The 21,074-nt window shown below is 73.3% G+C and carries 21 protein-coding genes and 1 pseudogene; 11 read left to right on the top strand and 11 right to left on the bottom strand.

All coding sequences use genetic code 11. From position 1 onward, the window contains the following. Positions 1-112: 112 nt before the first annotated feature. Positions 113-190 carry a 50S ribosomal protein bL37 gene (locus K7396_RS36015; RefSeq protein WP_370454205.1) on the top strand — a complete coding sequence of 26 codons (78 nt, stop codon included), beginning with the start codon at positions 113-115 and terminating at the stop codon, positions 188-190. Between the two features lie 105 nt (positions 191-295). Here K7396_RS36015 and K7396_RS30730 read toward each other — a convergent pair whose 3' ends face one another. Further along, positions 296-1,507: a serine hydrolase domain-containing protein gene (locus K7396_RS30730; RefSeq protein WP_086718971.1), complete on the bottom strand. Its 1,212-nt coding sequence runs from the start codon at positions 1,505-1,507 to the stop codon at positions 296-298. Between the two features lie 312 nt (positions 1,508-1,819). Between K7396_RS30730 and K7396_RS30735 the strand changes: the two genes are divergently transcribed. Both K7396_RS30735 and K7396_RS30740 read left to right on the top strand, forming a co-directional pair. After that, on the top strand, positions 1,820-2,650 hold the full coding sequence (locus K7396_RS30735) for a hypothetical protein (protein ID WP_086718970.1): 831 nt from the start codon (positions 1,820-1,822) through the stop codon (positions 2,648-2,650). 58 nt (positions 2,651-2,708) lie between these two features. Next, positions 2,709-3,032 carry a putative quinol monooxygenase gene (locus K7396_RS30740; RefSeq protein WP_086718969.1) on the top strand — a complete coding sequence of 108 codons (324 nt, stop codon included), beginning with the start codon at positions 2,709-2,711 and terminating at the stop codon, positions 3,030-3,032. Positions 3,033-3,114: 82 nt separating this feature from the next. On the opposite strand, the gene K7396_RS30745 is transcribed toward K7396_RS30740, so the two are convergent. Next, on the bottom strand, positions 3,115-4,428 hold the full coding sequence (locus K7396_RS30745; protein ID WP_086718976.1) for a phosphoribosyltransferase: 1,314 nt from the start codon (positions 4,426-4,428) through the stop codon (positions 3,115-3,117). A gap of 146 nt (positions 4,429-4,574) precedes the next feature. Here K7396_RS30745 and K7396_RS30750 point away from each other — a divergent pair. Beyond that, positions 4,575-4,895 (top strand): annotated as a pseudogene (locus K7396_RS30750) (TIGR01458 family HAD-type hydrolase); the annotation flags it as partial. Positions 4,896-4,914: 19 nt separating this feature from the next. Here K7396_RS30750 and K7396_RS30755 read toward each other — a convergent pair. Together K7396_RS30755 and K7396_RS30760 are read right to left on the bottom strand one after the other, a co-directional pair. Further along, entirely contained in the window at positions 4,915-5,493 is a 579-nt protein-coding gene (locus tag K7396_RS30755) for a dihydrofolate reductase family protein (protein WP_086718968.1), read from the bottom strand. Positions 5,494-5,692: 199 nt separating this feature from the next. Then, positions 5,693-6,418: a histone deacetylase gene (locus tag K7396_RS30760; RefSeq protein ID WP_174887004.1), complete on the bottom strand. Its 726-nt coding sequence runs from the start codon at positions 6,416-6,418 to the stop codon at positions 5,693-5,695. Between the two features lie 281 nt (positions 6,419-6,699). On the opposite strand from K7396_RS30760, the gene K7396_RS30765 reads away from it, so the two are divergent. After that, positions 6,700-7,806: a hypothetical protein gene (locus K7396_RS30765; RefSeq protein WP_223660251.1), complete on the top strand. Its 1,107-nt coding sequence runs from the start codon at positions 6,700-6,702 to the stop codon at positions 7,804-7,806. 163 nt (positions 7,807-7,969) lie between these two features. Here the strand turns inward: K7396_RS30765 and K7396_RS30770 are convergent, their stop codons facing one another. After that, positions 7,970-8,536, bottom strand: a complete 567-nt coding sequence (locus tag K7396_RS30770; protein ID WP_086718966.1) for a nucleoside deaminase — start codon at positions 8,534-8,536, stop codon at positions 7,970-7,972. Positions 8,537-8,630: 94 nt separating this feature from the next. Between K7396_RS30770 and K7396_RS30775 the strand changes: the two genes are divergently transcribed. From K7396_RS30775 to K7396_RS30795, 5 genes are all read left to right on the top strand, one after another. Continuing rightward, a complete protein-coding gene (locus K7396_RS30775; RefSeq protein ID WP_223660252.1) occupies positions 8,631-9,617 on the top strand; it encodes an antibiotic biosynthesis monooxygenase in 987 nt (328 codons plus the stop codon). Positions 9,618-9,627: 10 nt separating this feature from the next. Further along, on the top strand, positions 9,628-11,025 hold the full coding sequence (locus tag K7396_RS30780) for an FAD-binding oxidoreductase (RefSeq protein ID WP_086718965.1): 1,398 nt from the start codon (positions 9,628-9,630) through the stop codon (positions 11,023-11,025). 101 nt (positions 11,026-11,126) lie between these two features. Continuing rightward, a complete protein-coding gene (locus K7396_RS30785) occupies positions 11,127-12,674 on the top strand; it encodes an ATP-dependent DNA ligase (RefSeq protein WP_086718964.1) in 1,548 nt (515 codons plus the stop codon). 5 nt (positions 12,675-12,679) lie between these two features. Next, positions 12,680-13,153: an NUDIX domain-containing protein gene (locus K7396_RS30790; protein WP_086718963.1), complete on the top strand. Its 474-nt coding sequence runs from the start codon at positions 12,680-12,682 to the stop codon at positions 13,151-13,153. 165 nt (positions 13,154-13,318) lie between these two features. Further along, a complete protein-coding gene (locus K7396_RS30795) occupies positions 13,319-14,443 on the top strand; it encodes a helix-turn-helix domain-containing protein (protein WP_152105059.1) in 1,125 nt (374 codons plus the stop codon). Here K7396_RS30795 and K7396_RS30800 read toward each other — a convergent pair. From K7396_RS30800 to K7396_RS30820, 5 genes are all read right to left on the bottom strand, one after another. Next, the gene (locus K7396_RS30800; protein ID WP_086720702.1) at positions 14,355-15,347 is read right to left on the bottom strand and encodes a zinc-dependent alcohol dehydrogenase family protein; all 993 of its coding nucleotides are present in this window, start codon (positions 15,345-15,347) and stop codon (positions 14,355-14,357) included. The two genes, K7396_RS30795 and K7396_RS30800, sit on opposite strands and share 89 nt — an antisense overlap. After that, positions 15,344-16,222, bottom strand: coding sequence for a carbohydrate ABC transporter permease (locus K7396_RS30805; protein ID WP_086720701.1), 879 nt, complete (start codon positions 16,220-16,222; stop codon positions 15,344-15,346). Before K7396_RS30805 ends, K7396_RS30800 begins: the two co-directional genes overlap by 4 nt. After that, entirely contained in the window at positions 16,219-17,202 is a 984-nt protein-coding gene (locus K7396_RS30810; RefSeq protein WP_223660253.1) for a carbohydrate ABC transporter permease, read from the bottom strand. Before K7396_RS30810 ends, K7396_RS30805 begins: the two co-directional genes overlap by 4 nt. Continuing rightward, positions 17,183-18,562, bottom strand: a complete 1,380-nt coding sequence (locus tag K7396_RS30815; RefSeq protein WP_152105058.1) for an ABC transporter substrate-binding protein — start codon at positions 18,560-18,562, stop codon at positions 17,183-17,185. Before K7396_RS30815 ends, K7396_RS30810 begins: the two co-directional genes overlap by 20 nt. A 227-nt stretch (positions 18,563-18,789) precedes the next feature. Further along, positions 18,790-19,551, bottom strand: coding sequence for a DeoR/GlpR family DNA-binding transcription regulator (locus tag K7396_RS30820; protein WP_086715608.1), 762 nt, complete (start codon positions 19,549-19,551; stop codon positions 18,790-18,792). Positions 19,552-19,857: 306 nt separating this feature from the next. Here K7396_RS30820 and K7396_RS30825 point away from each other — a divergent pair, with 306 nt between their 5' ends. Further along, the gene (locus tag K7396_RS30825) at positions 19,858-20,280 is read left to right on the top strand and encodes an STAS domain-containing protein (RefSeq protein WP_223660254.1); all 423 of its coding nucleotides are present in this window, start codon (positions 19,858-19,860) and stop codon (positions 20,278-20,280) included. Between the two features lie 42 nt (positions 20,281-20,322). On the opposite strand, the gene K7396_RS30830 is transcribed toward K7396_RS30825, so the two are convergent. Next, the gene (locus K7396_RS30830) at positions 20,323-21,072 is read right to left on the bottom strand and encodes a hypothetical protein (protein ID WP_086715604.1); all 750 of its coding nucleotides are present in this window, start codon (positions 21,070-21,072) and stop codon (positions 20,323-20,325) included. Between the last annotated feature and the right edge of the window lie 2 nt (positions 21,073-21,074).

A 21,074-nucleotide genomic window follows, 5' to 3' on the forward strand; every position in this document is an offset into this window, starting at 1 on the left:
GGGCCCCGGTGGGCCGGGTACGCGGCCTCATGATCACCGGGCGGGACACCGGTGTGAAGTGGTAGAAAGTCGGCGAAAAGCATCGCTGAGACTCCGAGGAAGGGAGACGCCCATGTCATCCAAGCGCCGTCGTAAGAAGAAGGCCCGTCGCAAGAACGGTGCCAACCACGGCAAGCGGCCCCAGTCCTGAACTGAGGGCGCCGGCCGGAGGACCTCCCCGAGAGGGGGTTCTCTGTGGGCTCCTCGCCTCCGCTCCGGCGGACGCGAGGAGCCCACAGTGGTCAGCGCACCGTGGTCACGGCCTGGTCAGCGCCTCGGCTATGCGCTGGGTGGCCTGCGCCTGGGTGGCGTCGCGACGGACCGGGTTGAACGAGAGGACCGCGCGCCGCTGTTGATCGCGGGTGGCGAACAGGGCCGAGCAGTAGCCGTACCGTTCACCGGTCTTGCCCCAGAGGGTGATGCCGTTCAGCGTGACGGTCTGCAGGCCGGCGCTGTAACGCGCGGGACTGCCGTCCAGCATGCGCACCTCGCCGGGAGGCAGGGTGAACATCCGCTCCAGCTCCCGGGGCGGCAGGAGTTCACCCGAGAACAGGGCGGTCAGGAACCGGTCCAGATCGCCGGTGTGGGAGATCATCTCGCCCTCTCCCCAGGCGAGCGACTGGTCGAACGCGGTGATGTCCCGCAGTGCACCGTCCGTCATCTTCAGATAGCCGTGCACATGGGGCCCATGGATGCGCGGGTCGTCGCCGGGCACACGGGTGTGCCGCAGGCCCAGCGGGCGCAGCAGGCGAGCGGTGATCACCTCGCCGTAGCGGCGCCCCGTCAGCGCCTCGATCAGGAGCGCCAGCAGGACGTAGTTGATGCCCCGGTACTCCTGCCGGGTGCCCGGGGCGAACTTCATGGCATCGTTCGGGATCAGCGCCACGATCCGGTGGGGCGTCCACCGGTCGTAGCGGTGCCGCACGAGGGTCTCCGGGACGGAGAGGTCGTAGGGCAGCTCCCGCTCGTCGGGGAGACCACTGGTGTGCCGCAGCAACTGCAGCACCGTGATCGGCGGGAAGCGCGACGGGAGCAGGCCCGGCAGGAACCGCTGGACGGGCGTCTCCAGCGAGAGGCGGCGTTCGGCCGCGAGCTGCAGCACCACCGTCGCCACGAACACCTTGGTGATACTGCCGATCCGGAAGGTGTCCCGCTCATGGATCGCCCGGCCGCTGACCCGGTCGGCGACGCCCGCGGTGCCGTACCACCGCCCCGCCGAGCCGCTCACCCGCAGCTGGGACCCGGTCAGCTGCGGATGCGCCAGGTCGCCTATGGCGGCCCGCAGCGCCGGGACGTTCAGCGGGGGAACGGGCGCGGGCGCCGGACCGGGCCGCGGCGGCGGACCGTCCGATGAGCGGGCCGCGGTCGGCCGGGCGGCGGCCCGCGCGGGGCCCGCGGTCGCGACGGCCACCGCACCGGCCAGCGCGGTGCCCACAACTGCCCTGCGGGACAAGGGAGAAGGACTCATGTCGAACAGCTTTCCGGAGTCCGCCCGTACCGGCCTCAGGGATCTCCCTGAACCGCCCCTGATCCGCCACGAGCGCATCCCTGAGCCCCTGCGGGTACGCCCCTGAGCCGTTCCGGACGCGGTCCCGAACCGGCTCCGGACACGCCCCTGACAACACGCCCCTGACAACGCGCCCCGAGCCGCGCGTCTCCACGCCGCCTGTTCGCGGTCCGGCTCGCCGCCCGGTCGCCGCGTGCCCGCCCGGCAGCCGAGTAGAGGGAGCCGTGGCCGAGGCTTAGCGTGGAGGGAGTTCCCACACGGAGGGGGCCTGCCATGTCACTCGGCCAGCGGGAGAGCGCCGCCGGCGGGCGGCTGTCGCAGTTGCTCGACAGCCCCGTCCTCGGGATGACGCCCTGGATCGCGATGTCCGTGCTGGTCGGGCCGGGCCGCTACGAACTGGCGGTCGCCATCGCGCTGGCCCTCGCCGTGGCGATCGTCGTCATCGGCCGGAGACGGCGGCCCGGGAGTTCCTTCAAAATCCTGGAGATCGCCGATGTCGTCTTCTTCGCGGCGTTGGCGGTCATCGGCATCGTCGCCTCCCCGGGCACCCTTCGCTGGCTGGAGAATTACTCGGGAGAGGTTTCGAATATCGCGCTCCTGGCGATTTCCCTCGGCTCCATGGCGATCGGAGTGCCCTTCACCGTGCAGTACGCCAGGGAACAAGTACCCCGCGAGTTCTGGGACAATCCCAGATTCCTGCGCACCAATTACTACATCACGGGAGTGTGGGGTGCCGCTTTCGGGGTGGCGGCAATAGCGGGCGCCTATGGCGATCTGGTGCTGCACAATTCCAATAACCTGTGGACGGGGTGGATCATCCAAATCGCCGCCATCATCGTCGCGCTCCGTTTCACCGAGTGGTATCCGGACGTCGTACGCGCGCGGGCCCGCCGCGAAGCAGGGCAGCCGGGACCGGAGGAACCGCCGGTCAGCGACCTGCTCCTGCCGCTCGTCGGCTATCTCACCCCGGTGGGCATCATCGTCCTCGCCTTCGGGGCGGGGCCCACGTGGCTGGGCATCGCGCTGATCGTCGTGGGGGTGCTGCTCGTCAAATCGTTGAACCGGCCCTCGCCGGCCGGGCCCGATGCGGGCGGCAGCGCATGACGGGCGGGTAAATGCCCCGGTTGGCGCCCGCCGGTACCCGGTGACCTAGACTCGATGGATGATCTTCATTGTCGTCAAGTTCCCCGTGAAGCCCGAGCACGCCGAAGAGTGGCCGCAGCACGTCGAATCCTTCACCAGCGCCACCCGCGCCGAGCCCGGCAACCTGTGGTTCGAATGGTCCCGCAGCATCGAGGACCCGAACACCTATGTCCTGGTCGAGGCATTCAAGGACGACGCCGCCGAGGCGCACGTCAATTCCGACCACTTCCGCGCCGGAATCGAGACGATGCGCCCGCTGCTGCGCCGCACCCCGGACATCGTCAGCACCACCATCGAGGGCGCGAACGGCTGGAGCGCGATGGGCGAGATCACCATCGACTGACGCCCGCTACGGAGCGGCCCGGCCGGCCCGCGACGAGGACCCGGCCGGCCCGCGATGCCGAGGTCGCCAACTGCCCGATCCGCTAGGCCGACGGCACCAAGTGCCCGACGAACCAGTCCCGGGCGAGTTCGGCGACCTGCTGCAGGGCACCGCTCTCCTCGAAGAGATGGGTGGCGCCGGGCACGATTTCCAGCCGGGTCTCCGCCCGCAGGGCCGCCTCGGCCTCGCGGTTGAGGTCGAGGACCAAGGGGTCGTTGCCGCCCACGATGAGCAGTGTCGGCGCCCGTACGCCGGGGAGCAGCGGCCCGGCGAGGTCGGGGCGGCCGCCGCGGGAGACCACGGCACCGATGTCCGCGTCGGGGGCGGCGGCCGCCCGCAGCGCCGCCGCCGCCCCGGTGCTGGCTCCGAAGTAGCCCACCGGACCGGCGAAGCGGCCGCGCAGCCACCCGGTGGCGTCCGTCAGCCGCCCGGCGAGGGTCTCGATGTCGAAGACGTTCGCCCGGTTGGCTTCCTCTGCCGGTGTGAGCAGGTCGAAGAGCAGGGTGCCCAGACCCGCCTCGTTGAGGGCGGCGGCGACCAGCCGGTTGCGCGGGCTGTGCCGGCTGCTGCCCGAGCCGTGGGCGAACATCACCACGGCCCCGGCGCCCGCCGGCACGGTGAGGTCCCCGGTGAGCCGGAACCCGGCGGCGTCGATCGCCACCTCCTCCGCGATGTCCGTCTCCGGATCCGCCCCTTCCGGGGCTCCGGCGGTCGGCCCGGGGCCGGCCGACGCCCGTGCCAGCAGTGCGACGACCTCGTCGTCCGGGGTCTGGGAGAAGTCCTGGTACCACTCGCCGACGGCGGAGAAGGAGAACGGGGTGGAGAGGCAGACGAATTCATCGGCCGCGCCGCGCAGCCGCTCGGCCGCGTCCGGCGGCGCCACGGGCACCGCGAGCACCACCCGGGCCGCGCCGTGCGCCCGTACCACCTCGCAGGCGGCCGCCGCGGTGGCGCCCGTCGCGATCCCGTCGTCCACGACGACGGCCGTCCGGCCGGCGAGGTCGAGCCGTGGCCGCCCGGCGCGGAAGCGCTCCGCCTGCCGGGTCAGCTCGGCCGCCTCGGCGTGCTCCACGGATGCCAGGTCCGCCTCGTCGAGCCGGCCACGGCGCACGATGTCGTCGCTGATCACCCGTACGCCGCCCTCGCCGATGGCGCCGAAGCCCAGCTCGCGCTGGTAGGGAACCCCCAGCTTGCGGACCACGATCACATCGAGCGGGGCCCGCAGCGCCCGGGCCACTTGGAAGGCCACCGGGACCCCGCCGCGCGGCAGGCCCAGCACGACGGGCTCTTCCCCCTGCAGGTGCCGCAGCGATCCGGCGAGGCGCTGCCCCGCGTCCGCGCGGTCGGTGAACAGCACAGTGTGCACCCCCTAGCCAGGGGAGACGATTTGCCGCGTCCACACCTCACTTCGAAGTAACCCCATCCACGGGGGCTTCGCAAGTCGGGCCGCCGTGGTGCCAGGAGGCCGGCCCGGCTCCGGACGGCGGTGGTTACCGTCGGCGTATGAAGGGAATCCGAGCGGTCCTGATCGACATCGACGGCGTGCTCACCGTGTCCTGGAAGGCGCTGCCCGGCGCGGTGGCGGCCATGGCACGGCTGCGCGCCGCGGGGCTCCCGCTGGTGCTGGTCACCAACACCACCTCGCGGACCCGCGCCGCGGTCGCCGGGCGGCTGGCCGGAGAGGGATTTCCCGTCGGCGTCGACGACATTCTGACCGCGCCCGCCGTCACCGCCGCCTACCTGCGCGAACACCATCCGCAGGCCCGCTGCCGGCTGATCAACACCGGAGATGTCGGGGAGGATCTGGCCGGCGCGTCCCCCGTAGGCCGTGGACGCGGGCCGGTCAGCGTGTCGCGGTGTCCTCGGCGCGCCGGTAGTGGAGGAGGACGACGCCGTTGCCGAAGGACCGGGTCCCGGCGAGCCGCAGCGGGGTCCTGGCGTCGGTGGCCGGGAACAGCGGCTTGCCCCGGCCGATGAGGACCGGGTGGACGTGGACGCGGTACTCGTCGATCAGATCGTGCGCCATGAAGGCGGCGGCGAGACCGGCGCCGCCGAGCGCCATGTCCCCGCCCGGCTGCGCCTTCAGCGCCATGATCTCCTCGGGGACGACATCGCGCATGACGCGGGTGTTCCCGTCGGCCCGTTCCAGGGTCCGGGAGAAAACGATCTTGGGCATCTCCCGCCAGATCCCGGCGAACTCGGCCATCGGCCCCGAGAGGGAGGGATCGGCGTCCGCGGTCGGCCAGAAACCCGCCATGAGTTCATGGGTGACCCGGCCGCTCAGGAAGGCGCCCATCGTCTTGAGGTGGTCGTTGAAGTACTGGTGCAGCTCGTCGTCCACCTGGTGCCAGTCGATCTCGCGGTCCGGTCCCTCGATGAAACCGTCCAGGGACACCGACATGGACAAGACGATCTTTCTCATCACGGTCCTCGCTGCGGTTCTCGGGGGCGGCGCCCGTCGGCCGGACAAGGGGGCGCCGCAGGGCACGGGTCGGCGTCGGAGTGCACCGGACGGCGCCCGGAGTGCGCGGGCCGGCGCCGGAGGGCTCCAGTGTGCCCGGAACAGGGGCGACGGGGGCCGATACGCGCGGACGACCGGCCGGGACGGCGTCCGCCGGGCACTACGCGTCGTCGAGCAGCGCCGCGATCCCCTCGGCCGTCCAGTGCCCCGCGGCCCCCGGGCAGCCGGCGAGGTACGCGGCGGCCCGGCGCGGGCTCCAGCCGTGGGAGGCGACGATTCCGGCCGCGATGTGCCGGAGGTAGGCCGCCGAGGGCGGGTTCACCGCGACGTCCCGGCTGCTCCAGGGGGCCGTGAGGGTCAGCACCGGGTAGCCGTCCAGCAGCCCGGCGCACACCAGGGTCTCGTACCTGCCGGGGCCGCTCCGGGCCCGGCCGCGGGCGAGGGCCTCCGTAAGGTCGAGGTCCGCGCCGGGCTCGCGGTGCATCTCCTGAGCGGCGATGTCGGAGAACTGGGCGAGCGTCAGCAGATAGCCACGGGCGGGCAGTTCACCGCCGCCGGAGCGCGGGCCGGCCGTGCCGTCGGCGGGCGGGAGGCCGGGACCGGGGTCGTAGAAGGCGCTGCCGCCGGTCCACACCCGCGATTCGGTGGCGAAGTACAGCTGACCGGGCAGCAGCAGCGGTGCCGTGCGCGCGGGGCCGCGGGGGTCCCGGCAGCCGGGGTGGGTGCGCAGCCCGCCGGGGGGCCGCCCGCCGGCCAGATAGCAGGTCAGCCGGTCGAGATGCATGTTGGAGCCGTAGGCCGCGTACCAGAGGCGGTCGGCGGGGGCGAGGCGGCGGACGCCGCCGGCGGAGGGCCCGAGGGCTTCGGGACGTCGGGGCCTGATCACGCCCTCACGCTACGCGGACGGGCCCGCAGCCGGCGCCGCCCCCGGCGGGCACGGCGGCATCCGCGGCCGGGCGGCCGTGGCACCGGGCGAGGCATGGACGGCGCAGCCCGGAACGGTGAACGGCACCTGAACGGCACGGAAGCCCCACCCCGACATGGCTTGATCATTTCCCCTACGGGTTTTGTCGCGAGTGGTCTGGAGAAGCGCACTGCACGGACAGGACCGGTCCGAACGACAGCCGGTGCCCGGTGATCGACCGGACGCCGGGGGACGGAGGCAGTGTGGCGGACGAGGTGTCAGGGCGACTGGAGGCCGGGATACGCAGGGCGGGGGCGGCCGGCCGGCGTGCCGCGGCGCCCGCCCCCTCTCCCGCGCCGGACGGGAGCCGGCGTCATCTGCTCACGGCCGCGGCGGCCGCGGGACTGGGGCTGCTCACGGCATGCGGAGGGACCTCCTCCCGCGCGGACGACGCCGCGCCCAAGGCTCCACCGCCCGGCGGCTCCTCGCCTTCCTCCTCCGCCGGGTCCGGCTCCCCGAGCCGCTCCGGCGCGGCGACCGCACCCCACTCCGCCCGCCCGTCGAAGCGGCGCCGCCCCGAACTTCCGCGTGGCGGACGGACGTTGTTCCCGCACTACCGGCTGGTCGGGTTCTGCGGTCTGCCGGGGGCGGCGGCGCTCGGCAGGCTCGGGACCGGTGACCCGGAGAAGCGGGCCGCCGAGGCGGAGAAGGTGGCGCACTCGTACGCCGCGGGCCGCGAACCCCTGCCGGTGCTCGAACTCCTGGCGACGGTGGCCAATGCCTCGGCCGGTCCGGACGGCACCTACCGCTCCCGGACGGCCCCGGCCACCATCCGCCGCTTCCACCGCCTGGCCCGTGACCGGCGCGCGCTGCTGCTGCTGAACATCCAGCCGGGCCGCGCGTCGGTGCTCGACGAGGTCAAGGCGCTGCGCGACTGGCTCGTCCACCCCGATGTGGGGATAGCGCTCGACCCGGAGTGGGAGATGGGCTCCGGCCAGGTGCCCGGCGACACCTACGGGCACACCGACGGCCATGAGCTGACCAAGGTGGCGCGCTACCTGTCCGGGCTGGTGCGGGCGCACGACCTGCCGGAGAAGCCGCTGGTCTTCCATCAGGTCGCCACGTCCGTCGTGGGCGACCAGTCCGCCCTGCGGCCGCAGCCCGGTGTGGCGCTCATCAAGAGCGCCGACGGCATCGGCTCGCCGGGCCTGAAGCGCGGGACCTGGGGGCGGCTGGTCAAGGACCTGCCCGACGGCCTCCACACCGGCTTCAAGCTGTTCTACGAGGAGGACGCGAAGGGCAGCCGCCTGATGACCCCGAAGGAGGTGCTGGCCCTGCGGCCGCAGCCGGAGTACGTGATGTACGAGTGAGCCGGGCGGTCCGCCGTGCGCGCCGAGGGCGCCCGTGGGCGGGCCCCGGTCCGGAGTCCGGGACCGGGCTCCGGACCCGGAGAAGCGGCCGCCCGGTGCGCCGGGCGGCCGCCGTGGGTCGTGCCTTGGTTCCGCCTCCGCGGTGCCGGCCGGTGACCCGCCGTCAGTACGGGTGCTTGTCCGGCCGGTTCGTCCAGGTCGCGTACGACTCGGCGCCCATCTCCGGGTAGATCTGCTCGATCTTGATCCGGCGCTGGTCGAGCGGCTTCTTGAAGTCCTCGTACTGGAACGAGTCGTCGAAGCCGATCTTCGCGGTGTCCTCGAGGTCGCAGCTGTAGTAGACGGCGTCGATCCGCGACCAGTAGATGGCGCTCATGCACATGGGGCAGGGGGCGCCGCTGATGTAGATCGACGTGCCCTGGAGCATCCGGGCCCGCTCCGGCACCGGGTCCGGCGATCCGGGCGGCCGCGGGACGTACTCCAGCGTGCTCTCGTTCTGGTGCTCCACGGCGATGCTCGGCGCCTCGGGGTTGAGGATCTGGATCGCCTTCCGGATCGTCTCCATCTCGGCGTGCGCGGTGGGGTCGCCGGTCAGCAGCACACGGTTCTGCCCGCGGGCGACGATGCTCCCGTCCCGGGTCAGTACCGCGCCGAACGGGCCGCCCCAGCCGTTCTCCACGGATTCCGTGGCGAGCCGTACGGCCTCTGCGAGAAGTTCTTTGTGTTCCATTCGGAGTCTCCGATCGGCATCGATTCCTCTGCGGAGCGGAATAGGCAATTGCCCCATTTGCCGGGTAAATCTCTTATGTACTAGGCTACTCAAGGTGAGTGCCCGTGCAAGCCGTGGTTCCGCGGCAGACAGCGCCACCGTGGTGACCTCGCAGAAGGTGCGCGAGGGCCGGACCGACGAGTATCAGCGCTGGCAGGACAGGACAAATCAGGCCGCCCGCGAATTCGAGGGTTTCGTGGGCGCAGAGGTGTACCCTCCCGGGCCCGGCGAAGAGAACGAATGGGTCGCCGTATTCCAGTTTTCCGGAATGGACCGGCTGACCGCCTGGCTGGATTCCGGCCGTCGGCAGGCACTGCTCGACGAAGCGCGCGGGCTTTTCGAGGGCCCTCCCACGGCGGAGGTGCTCCACGGCGGCACCCCCGCGCAGCCGGCTCCCGACGTCGTCACCGCGGTCATCTCCCACGACGTGAAGCCGGGATCCGAGCAGGGCTTCCTCAACTGGCAGCAGAAGACCCTCAAGGCGCAGGAGAAGGCACCGGGCTTCATGGGGTCCGAACTCTTCAAACCGGTGGAGGGCGTGCAGGAACACTGGGTCGTCGTCTTCCGCTTCGACTCCCGCGAGCACCTCGACGCGTGGCTCGCCTCCGATGTGCGCGCGAAACTGCTGAAGGAGGGCAGCAGATACTTCACCTCGTACGACGTCCGCAAGGTCGGTTCGGCGTTCAGCGGCTGGTTCCGGTTCGACCGCGGCAGGGCCGATGTGCCGCCCAACTGGAAACAGGCGATGTCCGTCGTCCTGGCGCTCTATCCGACGGTCATGGTCCTCAACCTCACCGTGGGGGTGGGGCTGGAGAAGCTCACCGTCCGCGAGTACATCGGCCTGTTCCTCTCCAACGTCCTGAGCGTCAGCGCGCTGACCTGGCTGCTGATGCCGCTCGTGAACCGGGTGTTCGCCTTCTGGCTGGTGCCCTCCCGGGTCGCCGGCAACCGCCGGGCGCAGGTGCTGGGCCTCGGGCTGGTGGTGCTCGGCTACCTGGTGTGCATCGGTGTCTTCGGCCTGATCACCCGCCAGATCTGGTGAGGAGGCCGTCATGGGCCCACGGGGAGCGAACCCGGCGGGGGACCCGGGGGGCACGCTGATCCGGCGCGGCGAGGCCGGATACGAGCGGGCCCGGACCGCCGCGGTGTGGAACGAACGGCGGCCCCGGCGCTTCCCCGACGTCATCGTGCGCGCCGCCACGGAGGCGGATGTCGCCCACGCCGTCGGCCACGCCCGTGCCAAGGGGCTGCGGATCTCGACGTACTCCGGCGGGCACAACTGGTCCGGCTCGCCGCTGCGCGACCACGGGCTGCTGCTCGACCTCTCCGCGCTCCGGGAGTGCCGCGTCGCGCCCGCGACCGGCGACGGCCCGGCGACGGCCACGGTGCAGCCCGCCGCCACCGGCCGGGACCTGGTCGCCGCCCTGACCCCGCAGGACCTGGCCTTTCCGGTGGGCCACTGCCCCACCGTGGCGGTCGGCGGGTTTCTGCTCAGCGGCGGCCTGGGCTGGAACTCCCGTGCCTGGGGGCCGTCCTGCGCCGACGTCCGAGAGATCCGGGCCGTCACCGCCGACGGCCGGACGGTCACCTGCAGCGAGACCGAGAACCCCGACCTCTTCTGGGCCGCGCGGGGCGCCGGACCGGGCTTCTGCGCCCTCGTCACCCGCTTCCGTCTCGCCCTGCACCCCCACCCCGCCTCGATCATGACGGCCTCCCTGGCCTTCCCGCTGGCCGAGGTCGCCCGGGTGACGCGGTGGGCGGCCCGGACCGCTCTCGGGAGCCCGCCCTACGTCGAGACGTCCCTCCTCCTCGCGCCGTCCGGACCGCCCACCGCCACGGCCCCGGCAGGCCCCCGGATCACGGTCGCCGCGACGGCGTTCGCCACCACGCCGGGCGACGCCCGGCAGGCGCTGCGGCCGTTCGCCGACTGCCCCTTCGGCGAACTCGCCGCCGACCGGCAGGAGGCCGCGCCGACCACCTTCGCCGCCCTGCACGAGGGTGCGGCGGCCGCCTGGCCGCCGGCCCACCGGTACGCGGCGGACACCCTGTGGTCGCCGGAGGACCCCGCCACCCAGCTGACCCGTATCGCCGACGCGGTGGCCCGCGCCCCGTCCGCCAAGTCCCTGGTGCTCGCGCCCGTGCAGCCGGTCTCCGAGGACCCCGCCCTGCTGCGCAACATGGCCTTCTCCCCGCTCGGCGCGTCCTACCTCGTCTGCTACGCCGTCTGGGAGGACCCGGCCGAGGACGCGGTCCAGGAGCGCTGGCTGCGCGAGACCATGGCCGGCGTGAATCCGCGGGGCGACGGCTTCCACTACATCGCCGAGACCGACCTGGAGGCCGACGCCGCGCGGGCCCGCCGCTCGTACACCCCCGCCGCCTGGGACCGCCTGCAGGAAATCAAGGCGCAGTGGGACCCGGACAACCTCTTCCATTCGTACCTCGCGCCCTGACCCGGGCGGGTACGGGCGCGGGCCGCCGCCACCGTGTCCGTACCCGCCCGGGGCCCGCCGCCGGGGAAGCGCCGACGGCGCCGCGGGGGCACCATGGCCCTATGCTGCTGGCCGTTCTCGCACAGGTCTCGGCGGACGTCGCCGCCACCTCGGCGCGTTCGCGGAAGATCGCCCTGCTGGCCGGGCTGTTCCGGGCCGCCGCCCCGCAGGACGTCCCGGTGGTCATCCCCTACCTGGCCGGGCGGCTGCCCCAGGGGCGGATCGGGGTCGGCTGGAGCGTGCTGCGCGAACCGGTCGCGGCCGCGGAGCGCGCCACGCTGACCGTAGGGGACGTCGATACGGCGCTGACCGCGCTGGCCGGGGTCTCCGGCGCCGGGGCGCAGGGGGAGCGGCGCCGGCTGGTCCACGAGCTGCTGGCCGCCGCGACGCGGGAGGAACAGCGGTTCCTGGCCGGCCTGCTCACCGGCGAGGTGCGGCAGGGCGCGCTGGACGCCATCGCGGTCGAAGGGCTCGCCGCCGCCACCGAGGTGCCCGCGGCCGACGTCCGCCGGGCCGTGATGCTGGCGGGATCCCTGCCGGACGTCGCACGGGCGCTGCTCGCCGAGGGGCCGCCGGCCCTCGCGGAGTTCCGGCTCACCGTCGGGCGGCCCGTGGGGCCGATGCTGGCGCACAGCGCCAGGACGGTGGCCGAGGCGGTGGACCGGCTCGGCGCCTGCGCGGTGGAGGAGAAGCTCGACGGCATCCGCGTACAGGTGCACCGGGACGGCCCGGACGTGCATATCCACACCCGCACCCTCGACGAGGTCACCGACCGGCTCCCCGAGGTCACCGCCGTCGCCCGGGAGCTGCCCGCCGACCGCTTCATCCTCGACGGCGAGGTGATCGCCCTGGACGCCGAGGGCCGCCCGGTGCCGTTCCAGCGGGTCGCGGGACGGTTCGGCTCGCGGGTGGACGTCGGTGCGGCGCGCGCCGCCCTGCCGCTGTCCCCGGTCTTCTTCGACGTCCTGTCGGTCGACGGCCGCGACCTGCTGGAACTGCCCGGCGAGCAGCGGCACACGGAGCTGGCCCGGCTGGTGCCCGGGCATCTGCGGGTGCGCCGCCAGGTCGTCGCGGACCCGTCCGACGCCACGGCCCGCGCGGCCGCGGAGGACTTCTGGTCCCGGACCCTGCGCCGCGGCCACGAGGGCGTCGTCGTCAAGGCGTTGGACGCTCCCTACAGCGCCGGCCGCCGGGGCGCCGCCTGGCTGAAGGTGAAGCCCGTGCACACCCTGGACCTGGTGGTGCTCGCGGCGGAGTGGGGCCATGGCCGGCGCACCGGGAAACTCTCCAACCTCCACCTCGGGGCGCGCGGCCCGGACGGCGGGTTCGTCATGCTGGGCAAGACCTTCAAGGGGCTCACCGACGCCACCCTCGCCTGGCAGACCGAGCGGCTGCGGGAGCTCGCCGTGGCGGACGACGGCCATGTCGTGACGGTGCGTCCGGAACTCGTCGTCGAGATCGCCTACGACGGCCTGCAGACCTCCACGCGCTACCCGGCGGGCGTGACCCTGCGCTTCGCGCGGGTGGTGCGCTACCGGGAGGACAAGACGGCGGCCCAGGCGGACACCGTCGCGACGGTGCTCGGCGCGCACGACGGCGGAGAGGCGTAGCCGCCGTGGCGGGGAAGCGCAGTGCCGGGCTGCTGCTCTACCGGCACACGGCGGACGGCGTCGAGGTGCTGCTGGCGCACATGGGCGGGCCGCTGTGGGAGCGGCGGGAGGCCGCGGCGTGGTCGGTGCCCAAGGGCGAGTACGTACCGCCGGAGGAGGCGTGGGACGCGGCCCGGCGGGAGTTCGCCGAGGAGCTGGGGATGCCGCCGCCCGACGGGCCCTGCCTCGCCCTGGGCGAGGCCCGCCAGCCGAGCGGCAAGGTGGTGACGGTGTGGGCCGTCGAGAGCGACCTCGACCCGGAGCGGATCGTGCCGGGGACCTTCGAGATGGAGTGGCCGCGCGGCTCCGGGTACACCGGCACCTTCCCCGAGATCGACCGGGTCGCCTGGTGCACCCCGCAACAGGCCCACGAGCGGCTGGTGGCGGGCCAGCGGGTGTTCCTGGAGCGGCTGGCGCGGGCGCTCGCGAGCCCGGCCTGAACCCGGGCGCCCCGCGCTCCCCGCCTTCACCACCCGCGCACACCGAAGGCCACAAGCCGCCCTGGACACCTCCCTTGACGCCGGGCAGGCTTGCCGCGGGGCCGGGTGACGGGCCCCGAACGGGGGGCCCTGGCAACGGGGTCATGAGCATGCCGCGGGGGCCGCATGTTGCGCATTCACTTCGACGACCGGGATGTCGCGCGGGTACAGATCGCCGCCGAGCCGGACCCACTGTGGGAAACGGTGCTGGCCATGCACCACCTGGTGCCGCCGGGACACGGGGCGCCGGTGTACGGGGCCTGGCGGGCCCGGGCCCGCCGCGAACTCGACGAGCGGGGCCTGACCCGCGCCGCCCGGCTGATCAGCGTGCTGGCCCCGCCAGACGCCCGCTACTTCCCGGACTTCCTCACCCCCGACGCGGCCCGCGACGGGCTGGCCGCGGGCCTGGAGGCGCTGCGGGACACCCCCCGGGTGCGGCTGACCGCGGAATCGGCCCGGGCGGGGCTCCCGGCCCGGCTCCCGCGCTGGACCGGCGCGCTGGCCGCGGGGAGCCGCGAGCCCCTCGACGCGCTCGCCGACGCCTTCCAGGAGGTGTACCGCGCGGTGGTCGCCCCCGACTGGACGGGGGCGGCCGCCACGGTCGACTGCGACCGCGGCAGCCGTACCCGCATGCTCTGCCGCGGCGGCGTCGACGCCCTGCTCCACACCTTCCGGCCCGCGCTCCGCTGGGAGCCGCCGGTGCTGCACGTCGACTACCCGCGCGAGCGCGACCTGCGCCTGAACGGACGCGGACTGCGGCTGATCCCCTCCCACTTCTGCTGGCGCAGACCCATCGCCCTGGCGGACCCCGGCCTCCCGCCGGTCCTGGTCTATCCCGTCCAGCACCCCGCGGACTGGGCGCCGGCCGCCACCCGCGACTGTCATCCGCAGGCGCTGTCCGTCCTCCTCGGCCGCACCCGGGCCCGGATCCTCGCCGCGCTCGACGCCCCCGCCACCACCGGTGAACTGGCCCGCCGCTTACGGGTCTCGGCGCCCTCGGCCAGCGAGCACGTGAGCGCCCTGCGCGAGGCCAGCCTCGCCCGCAGCCGGCGCGACGGAGGCTCGGTCATCCACGCCCTCACACCGCTCGGCACGGCGCTCCTGCACGGCGAACTCGCCCCCGCGCGCCGGGCGGTCGGCCCGGCGCTCAGCGGGCGCCGGCTCACGGCCGTACCTGGATCTTCCTCCCCTCGCCCGCCCGGAAGCGGGACAGCGCCTCGGCATAGCGGTCCAGCGGCAGGCGGTCGCTGATGAAGACCTCCGGGTCCAGGGCACCGGCCGCGAACAGCTCGGCGGCCCGTTCGTAGCTGTGCAGCACGGCCATCGAGCCGGTGATGGTGATCTCCTGGTTGTAGATCCGGTAGGGCTCGATGGTGGCGCGCGCGGCGTAGTCGGCGACGCCGAACTGGAGGAAGGTGCCGCCCTTGCCGACCCGCCCCAGGGCGTCCTGGATGGCGCGTTCGTTGCCGGTGGCGTCGATGACCACGTCCCAGCCGCGCGGGCGGTCCAGCTCGTCGGCGGAACCGGCCGCGTTGCTGCAGCCCAGGGTGCGGGCGGTGGCGAGCCGGGCGGGGTTGATGTCGACGACGTCGACGCCGGCCGCGCCGGTGCGCTTGGCGAGTTCGAGCATCATCAGGCCCATCGTGCCCGAGCCGTAGATCAGGACGTGGGTGCCCAACTGCTGGGAGCGCAGGATGTCGTAGCCGCGCACGGCGCAGGAGAGCGGCTCGATGAGGGCGGCGTCCTCGGTCCGGACGTGGTCGGGCAGCTTGACGCAGTTCGCGACCGGGGCGACGGCGAACTCGGCGGCGCCGCCCGCCGTGGTCACCCCGATGGCGGCCCAGCGCTCACAGAGGTTGTTGCGGCCGATGCGGCAGTAGTGGCACTCGTGGCAGTAGAGGGAGGGGTCGACCGCCACCCGGTCGCCCTCGGCGAGTTCGGTGACCTCGCCGCCCCTCGCCACGACGGTGCCGGCGAACTCATGGCCCGGCACGACGGGCAGCGTCGGGGCGAACTCCCCCTGGAGGATGTGCAGATCGGTACCGCACAGCCCGCAGGCGGCGACGGACACCACGACCTCGCGGGGGCCGGGCGTCGGGTCCGCGACGGTGGCGACCTCGACCTTGCCGGGCGCGCTGATCACTGCGGCTTTCATTTCACGGCTCCAAGCGACAGGCCCTGGACCAGTTTGTCCTGGGCGGCGAACCCGGCGATGAGCACCGGGAGGGAGATGACGGTGGCGGCGGCGCACACCTTGGCCAGGAACAGGCCCTGGCTGGTCACGAGCCCGGTCAGGAACACCGGCGAGGTGCCGGCCACGACACCGGTCAGGACCCGGGCGAACAGCAGCTCGTTCCAGCTGAAGATGAAGGAGATCAGGGCCGTCGCCGCGATCCCCGGCATGGCGACCGGCGCGACGATCCGGGTCAGGGTGGTGGCCAGCCCCGCCCCGTCGATGGAGGCGGCCTCCAGCATCTCCACCGGGACCTCGGCGAGGAACGAGCGCATCATCCACACCGCGATCGGCAGGTTCATCGAGGTGTAGAGGATGACCAGCAGCCAGATGCTGTCGAGCATCCCGGTGTTCTGCGCGACGAGGTAGACCGGCAGCAGCCCGGCCACCAGCGGCAGCATCTTCGTCGACAGGAAGAAGAAGAGGACGTCGCTCCACTTGCGCACCGGTTTGATGGCCAGCGCGTAGGCGGCGGGCACCGCCAGCAGCAGCACCAGCAGGGTGGAGACGACGGAGGCGGTCAGCGAGTTGACCAGCGGGGGCCAGGGGCTGACGCCGCTACCCGTCGCCCCGAAGAACTCGCGGTAGCCGTGCAGGCTGAGCCCGGCCCCGACGCTCGGCGGGTTGGTCGCCGCGTCCGTCTCGCTGTGGAAGGACGTCAGCACCATCCAGGCGACGGGCAGGAAGAAGGCGATGCCGCACAGCCAGGCCGCCAGGCCCAGCAGGCTGCCGGTGCGCCGCCGGCGCCGGGCGGCGGGGGACCCGGCGCGTCCGCGAACCGTGGACAGGGTGGTCATGACGTGACCTCCTCGCGCAGCAGGGACGACACGGTGCGCAGTGCGAAGGTCGCCACCAGCAGCGAACACAGCACCACCACCACGCCCTGCGCGGACGCCCGTCCGTAGTCGTGGGACTGGTAGACGGTCTGGTAGATGGTGTACGGAAGGTTGGCGGTGCCCAGGCCGCCGGACGTGATGGTGAACACCGCGTCGAAGTTCTGCACCACGTACACCGTGCCCAGCAGCGCGGCCAGTTCGAGGTAGCGGCGCAGATGCGGCAGGGTCAGGTAGCGGAAGATGTCCCAGGCCGAGGCGCCGTCCATCCGGGCCGCCTCGACGGCGTCCGACGCCCGGCTCTGCAGCCCGGCCAGCAGGATCAGCATCATGAACGGTGTCCACTGCCAGATCAGCGACATCTCCACCGCGGCCAGCGGCGAGTCGGTCATCCAGTCCGGCTGCGGCGGATGCTCGCTGCCGAACAGCCGCCATATCCAGGTCAGCGAGCCGTTGAGCAGCCCGTACGAGGCGTTGTACAGCGCGTGCTTCCACAGCAGCGCGGAGGCGACCGGCACGATGAGGAACGGCGTGATGAGCAGGGTGCGGACGATGCCCCGCCCGCGGAAGCCGCGGTCCAGCAGCAGCGCCAGACCGAGCCCGAGCAGCAGGCTGACCAGCACCACGGTCACGGTCAGCAGCACCGTCGTGCCCACCGACGCCCGCATCGCCGGGTCGGTGAAGACGGCGCGGTAGTTGTCGAGGGCGGCGAAGCCGCGGTTGTCGGGGGCCAGCGCGTTCCAGCGGGTGAAGGAGATCACCACGGTGGCCAGGAACGGGAGTTGGGTGACGACGACGAGGAAGACCAGCGCGGGGAGGAGGGGTGCACGGCGGGCCCAGTCCTTCGCCCGCCCGGTGCGACGGGCGCGGACGTTCGGACCGCGGGGAGCGGGCACGAGGGCCGCGTCGGCCGCCGGGGCCGGCTCAGTGGTGTGCGTAGGCATCGGACACCTCCTGCGCCAGTCGCCGGCTCTTCTTCAGGGCCTCCGGCACGCTCTGCTTGCCGGCGATGGCCGCGCTGATCTCGGTCGAGACCTTGGTCCCCAGGTCGGCGAACTCGGGGATGCCGACGAACTGGATCCCGGGGGCCGGGCGCGGCTGTACGCCGGGGTCGCGGGGCCGCGCCGAGTTGATCGCCCGCTCGGTCGGGACGGCGAACGCCCCGGCCTCCTTGGCGTACTCCGGGTTGCGGTAGAGGGAGGCCCGCTTGCCGCCGGGCACCCGTGACCAGCCCAGCTCGCGGCCGACCAGCCGCTCGTAGCCCTTGCCCGAGGCCCAGCGCACGAACCGCCAGGCCGCGTCCTGGTGGGTACTGGCCTTCTGCACGCCCCAGGCCCAGGTGAACAGCCAGCCCGCCGCACGGGTCCGTTCCACCGGCGCCGGCGCGTAGCCGACCTTGCCGGCCACCTTGGAGCCGCCGCTCTCCAGCGACCCGGCGCCGGCCGTGGCGTCGTACCACATGGCGACCTTGCCCTGCTGCATGTCGTTGAGGCACTCGGTGTAGCCGGCCTGCGGGGCGCCCGCCTGGCCGTGCCGGCGCACCAGGTCGACGTAGAACTTGGTGGCCTCGGTGAAGGCGGGGCTGTCGACCTGCTGCCGCCAGTCCTTGTCGAACCAGGTGCCGCCGAAGGTGTTGACGACGGTGGTCAGCGGGGCCGCCAGCTGGCCCCAGCCGGGCTGGCCGCGCAGGCAGATGCCCTTCAGGCCCTTGCGGGAGCCGTCCAGCTTGGCGGCGAGGCCGGCGACCTGGTGCCAGGTGGGCCGGGCGGGCATCTTCAGCCCGGCGGCCTTGAGGAGGTCCTTGCGGTACATCAGGAAGGACGACTCGCCGTAGAACGGCTCCGCGTAGACCTTGCCGTCGGCGGCGGTGAGGGAGGAGCGGACCGGCGGCAGGATGTCGCCCTGGTCGAAGGTACGGTCCTTCGCGGCCCGTTCACCGAGGGGGCTGAGCCAGCCGTTGCGGGCGTAGATGGGCGTCTCGTAGTTGCTGACGCTGGCCACGTCGTACTGCCCGGCCTGGCTGGAGAAGTCCTGGCTCATCTTGTCGCGCAGGTCGTCCTCCGGCAGCACGGTGAAGTGGACCTTGATGCCGGTCTCCTTGGTGAAGTGCTCGGCGGTGAGCCGCTGCAGGTCCACCATCTGCGGGTTGTTGACCATCAGGACGTTGAGGGTGTGACGGCTGTCGTTGCCCGCGTCGCCGGCGCCGCGGTAGCAGCCGGCGGTGGTCAGCGCCAGGGCGGCGGCGAGGGCGGTCAGCCCTAGGGAGCGGCCGCCGCGGCCTGGTCCGGGGGGTCTTGCTCTCACGGCTCGTACCTTTCGGGGGGACGGGGAGTGGGGGAGGGGGACATGGGACGGGGACGGGGGACGTCCGGCGGAGCCGTACCGGCGGGCGACTCCGAGGCGTACGACACCGGTGTGCGGGCACGCCGGGGAGCCGTCCGGCGGCCGGGGCGGCCGTCGGCGGTCGGTGTGGGGGACGGGGGATGGGGGTCCGGGCTGCGGGGCCGGTGGTCCGGGCGGCCCCGCCCCGGTCAGACCCGGAGCACCTGCGGCCCCAGGAGCGAGTAGCGATGTGCCTCCGGCGCGGACAGCCCCGCGTCGGTGACGATCACGTCGAAGTCACGCACCTCGGCGAACCGGCAGAAGCTGCCGGCGCCGAACTTGCTGTGCACCCCGACCAGCACCCGCCGCCGCGAGGAGCGCACGGCCTGCTCCTTCACCTCGGCGACCGCCGGATCCGGGGTGGTCAGGCCGTACTCCCGGGAGATGCCGTTCGCCCCCAGGAAGGCCAGGTCGATCACGAAGCGGGAGAGCATGTCCCGTGCCCAGGACCCGACCGTCGCCTGGGTCCCCGAGCGCACCCGCCCACCGGCCAGCAGGACGGTGGTGGACTCGGACGCCGCGACGAGCGACGCGGTGCGCAGCGACGCGGTGATCACGGTCAGCGGGCGGTCGGCGGGCAGCAGCGTGGCGACCAGCTCGGGGGTGTAGCCCTCGTCGACGAACACCGTCTCGGCCTCGCCCACCAGCGACACGGCGGCCGCCGCGATCCGGCGTTTCTCCTCCACCTGCTGGGTCTCCCGCCGGGCCAGCGTGGTCTCGAACCCGGCGCTCTCGACCGGATACGCCGCGCCGTGCGTCCGCCGGATCAGCCCCCGGCGCTCCAGCTCGCTCAGATCGCGCCGTACGGTCTCGCGGGCGACCCCGAACTCCTCCGCGGCATCGGCGACCTCGACCCGGCCGGACCGCCGGGCGAGCGCGAGGATGCGGTGCTGGCGTTCCTCGGCCCTCATAGCTCACTCCTGCCCGAATTCTTACGGTTTCCGGCTTCCGTTCGGTCACGGGGCTGCCCGTTTCCGCCCGTATCAGGTTTATAGCAACCGCAACGGTGCGGATGCCTGCCCGCGACGGGGGAAAACGTGACCGTTTCTGCCCGCTCCGGTGCGCTGTCACCTTGGCCACCTGCACGAACGGGTGCCCGTCCGGCCCCGTCAGCGGGCCCGCGCGGCCCCTGTGGGCCCGGTTGCCCGGGGTGGTCCGTTGTGCGCCGGCGGGCCGCAGCGGTGGTGCCGGAGACGGCGGCGCTTAGTCTGGACGGCATGAGCTCGGAGATGCGGTCGTTGGCGGTCACTGCGATCGTGCAGGCGGAGGAGTGCGCGGTCCTGCGCGTCAGCGGGGACCTGGACCTCCGCACCGAGCAGGCGTTCCTCGCCGAGGCGCGGTCCGTGGTGTCGGCCGGCCACCGCTTCCTGGTGCTCGACCTGACCGCGCTGCGCTTCTGCGACTCACGCGGGCTGAGCTGCCTGCTCGCCCTGGAGTGGCTGTGCCGGCGCCTGGAGGGCAGGCTGCTGCTGGCCTCGCTCGGCGTACGGATGCTGCGGCTGCTGGTCGGCACCCAGTCCCTGAGTGTCTTCTCCTGCTACCCCACCGTCGGCCATGCGCTGGCCACGGTCCCCGACGCCAGCCGCCCGGCGTGGCCGCCCGTGGCGGAGGACCCGTCGGAGGACAAGGACGACATGTGACAACGGCGGCCGGGCGGCCGGGCCCGCCGGTGCGGGCCCTCGCTACTCGGCCCGGCCGAGGTCGCGGACGAGCGTGGGGGAGGGGCGGGGGATCTCGCCGAAGTCCTCGTCGTCGCCGTCCACCACGAGCCGGTTGATCACGTTCTCCAGGGCGCTCGGCAGGGTCGGGGCGAGCCCGCTGTGCCACTGGACGAGCAGGTTGTGGCGGGCCGCGTCCGGCAGCAGCTGCTTCTCGTCGAAGGCGGCCGCCGACCGGTGCTCCTCGTCGGGCGCGTGCGCGGCCTGCTCGCGCCAGTAGGCGGCGTCGCGGTACTCGCCGTTGCGGCGGTGGGAGAGGTAGAGGCAGTAGGCGGCGGTCCGGCTGCCGGCCCCGGCGCCGAAGTGCCACCAGAAGTGGGCCGCGTCATGGCGTCCGGTGATGTGCAGCAGACAGGCGAAGACCAGCGCGCCCTCGGGGTCGATGTGGTGCTCGTCCACCAGCCGTTCCAGGCTCGCCGCGGCCGCCGCCGCGTTGACGACCAGCGCACAGGCCAGCTGGAGTTCGTGGGTGGCCTCGTCGCGGGCGCTGGGGTAGGGGCTGGGCGCGCCACGGCCCGCCCGGACCGCCCGCCCCGCCATTGTCCGGCCCTGCGCCGCGCCCCCCGCCAGGGCGGGGGCCCCGAGGCCGCCGGGCACGCCTGCCGTGTCGAGGTCGCGGAACCCCGCGAGATCGTCGATGCCGGACACCGCCGCGGCGGCGCTGAGCAGCGTCTCGACGGTCTCCCTGCGGCCCGTGGGAAGGATGTGCGACATGG

Origin of the sequence: Streptomyces angustmyceticus, from assembly GCF_019933235.1 — a bacterium.
Classification (GTDB): domain Bacteria; phylum Actinomycetota; class Actinomycetes; order Streptomycetales; family Streptomycetaceae; genus Streptomyces; species Streptomyces angustmyceticus.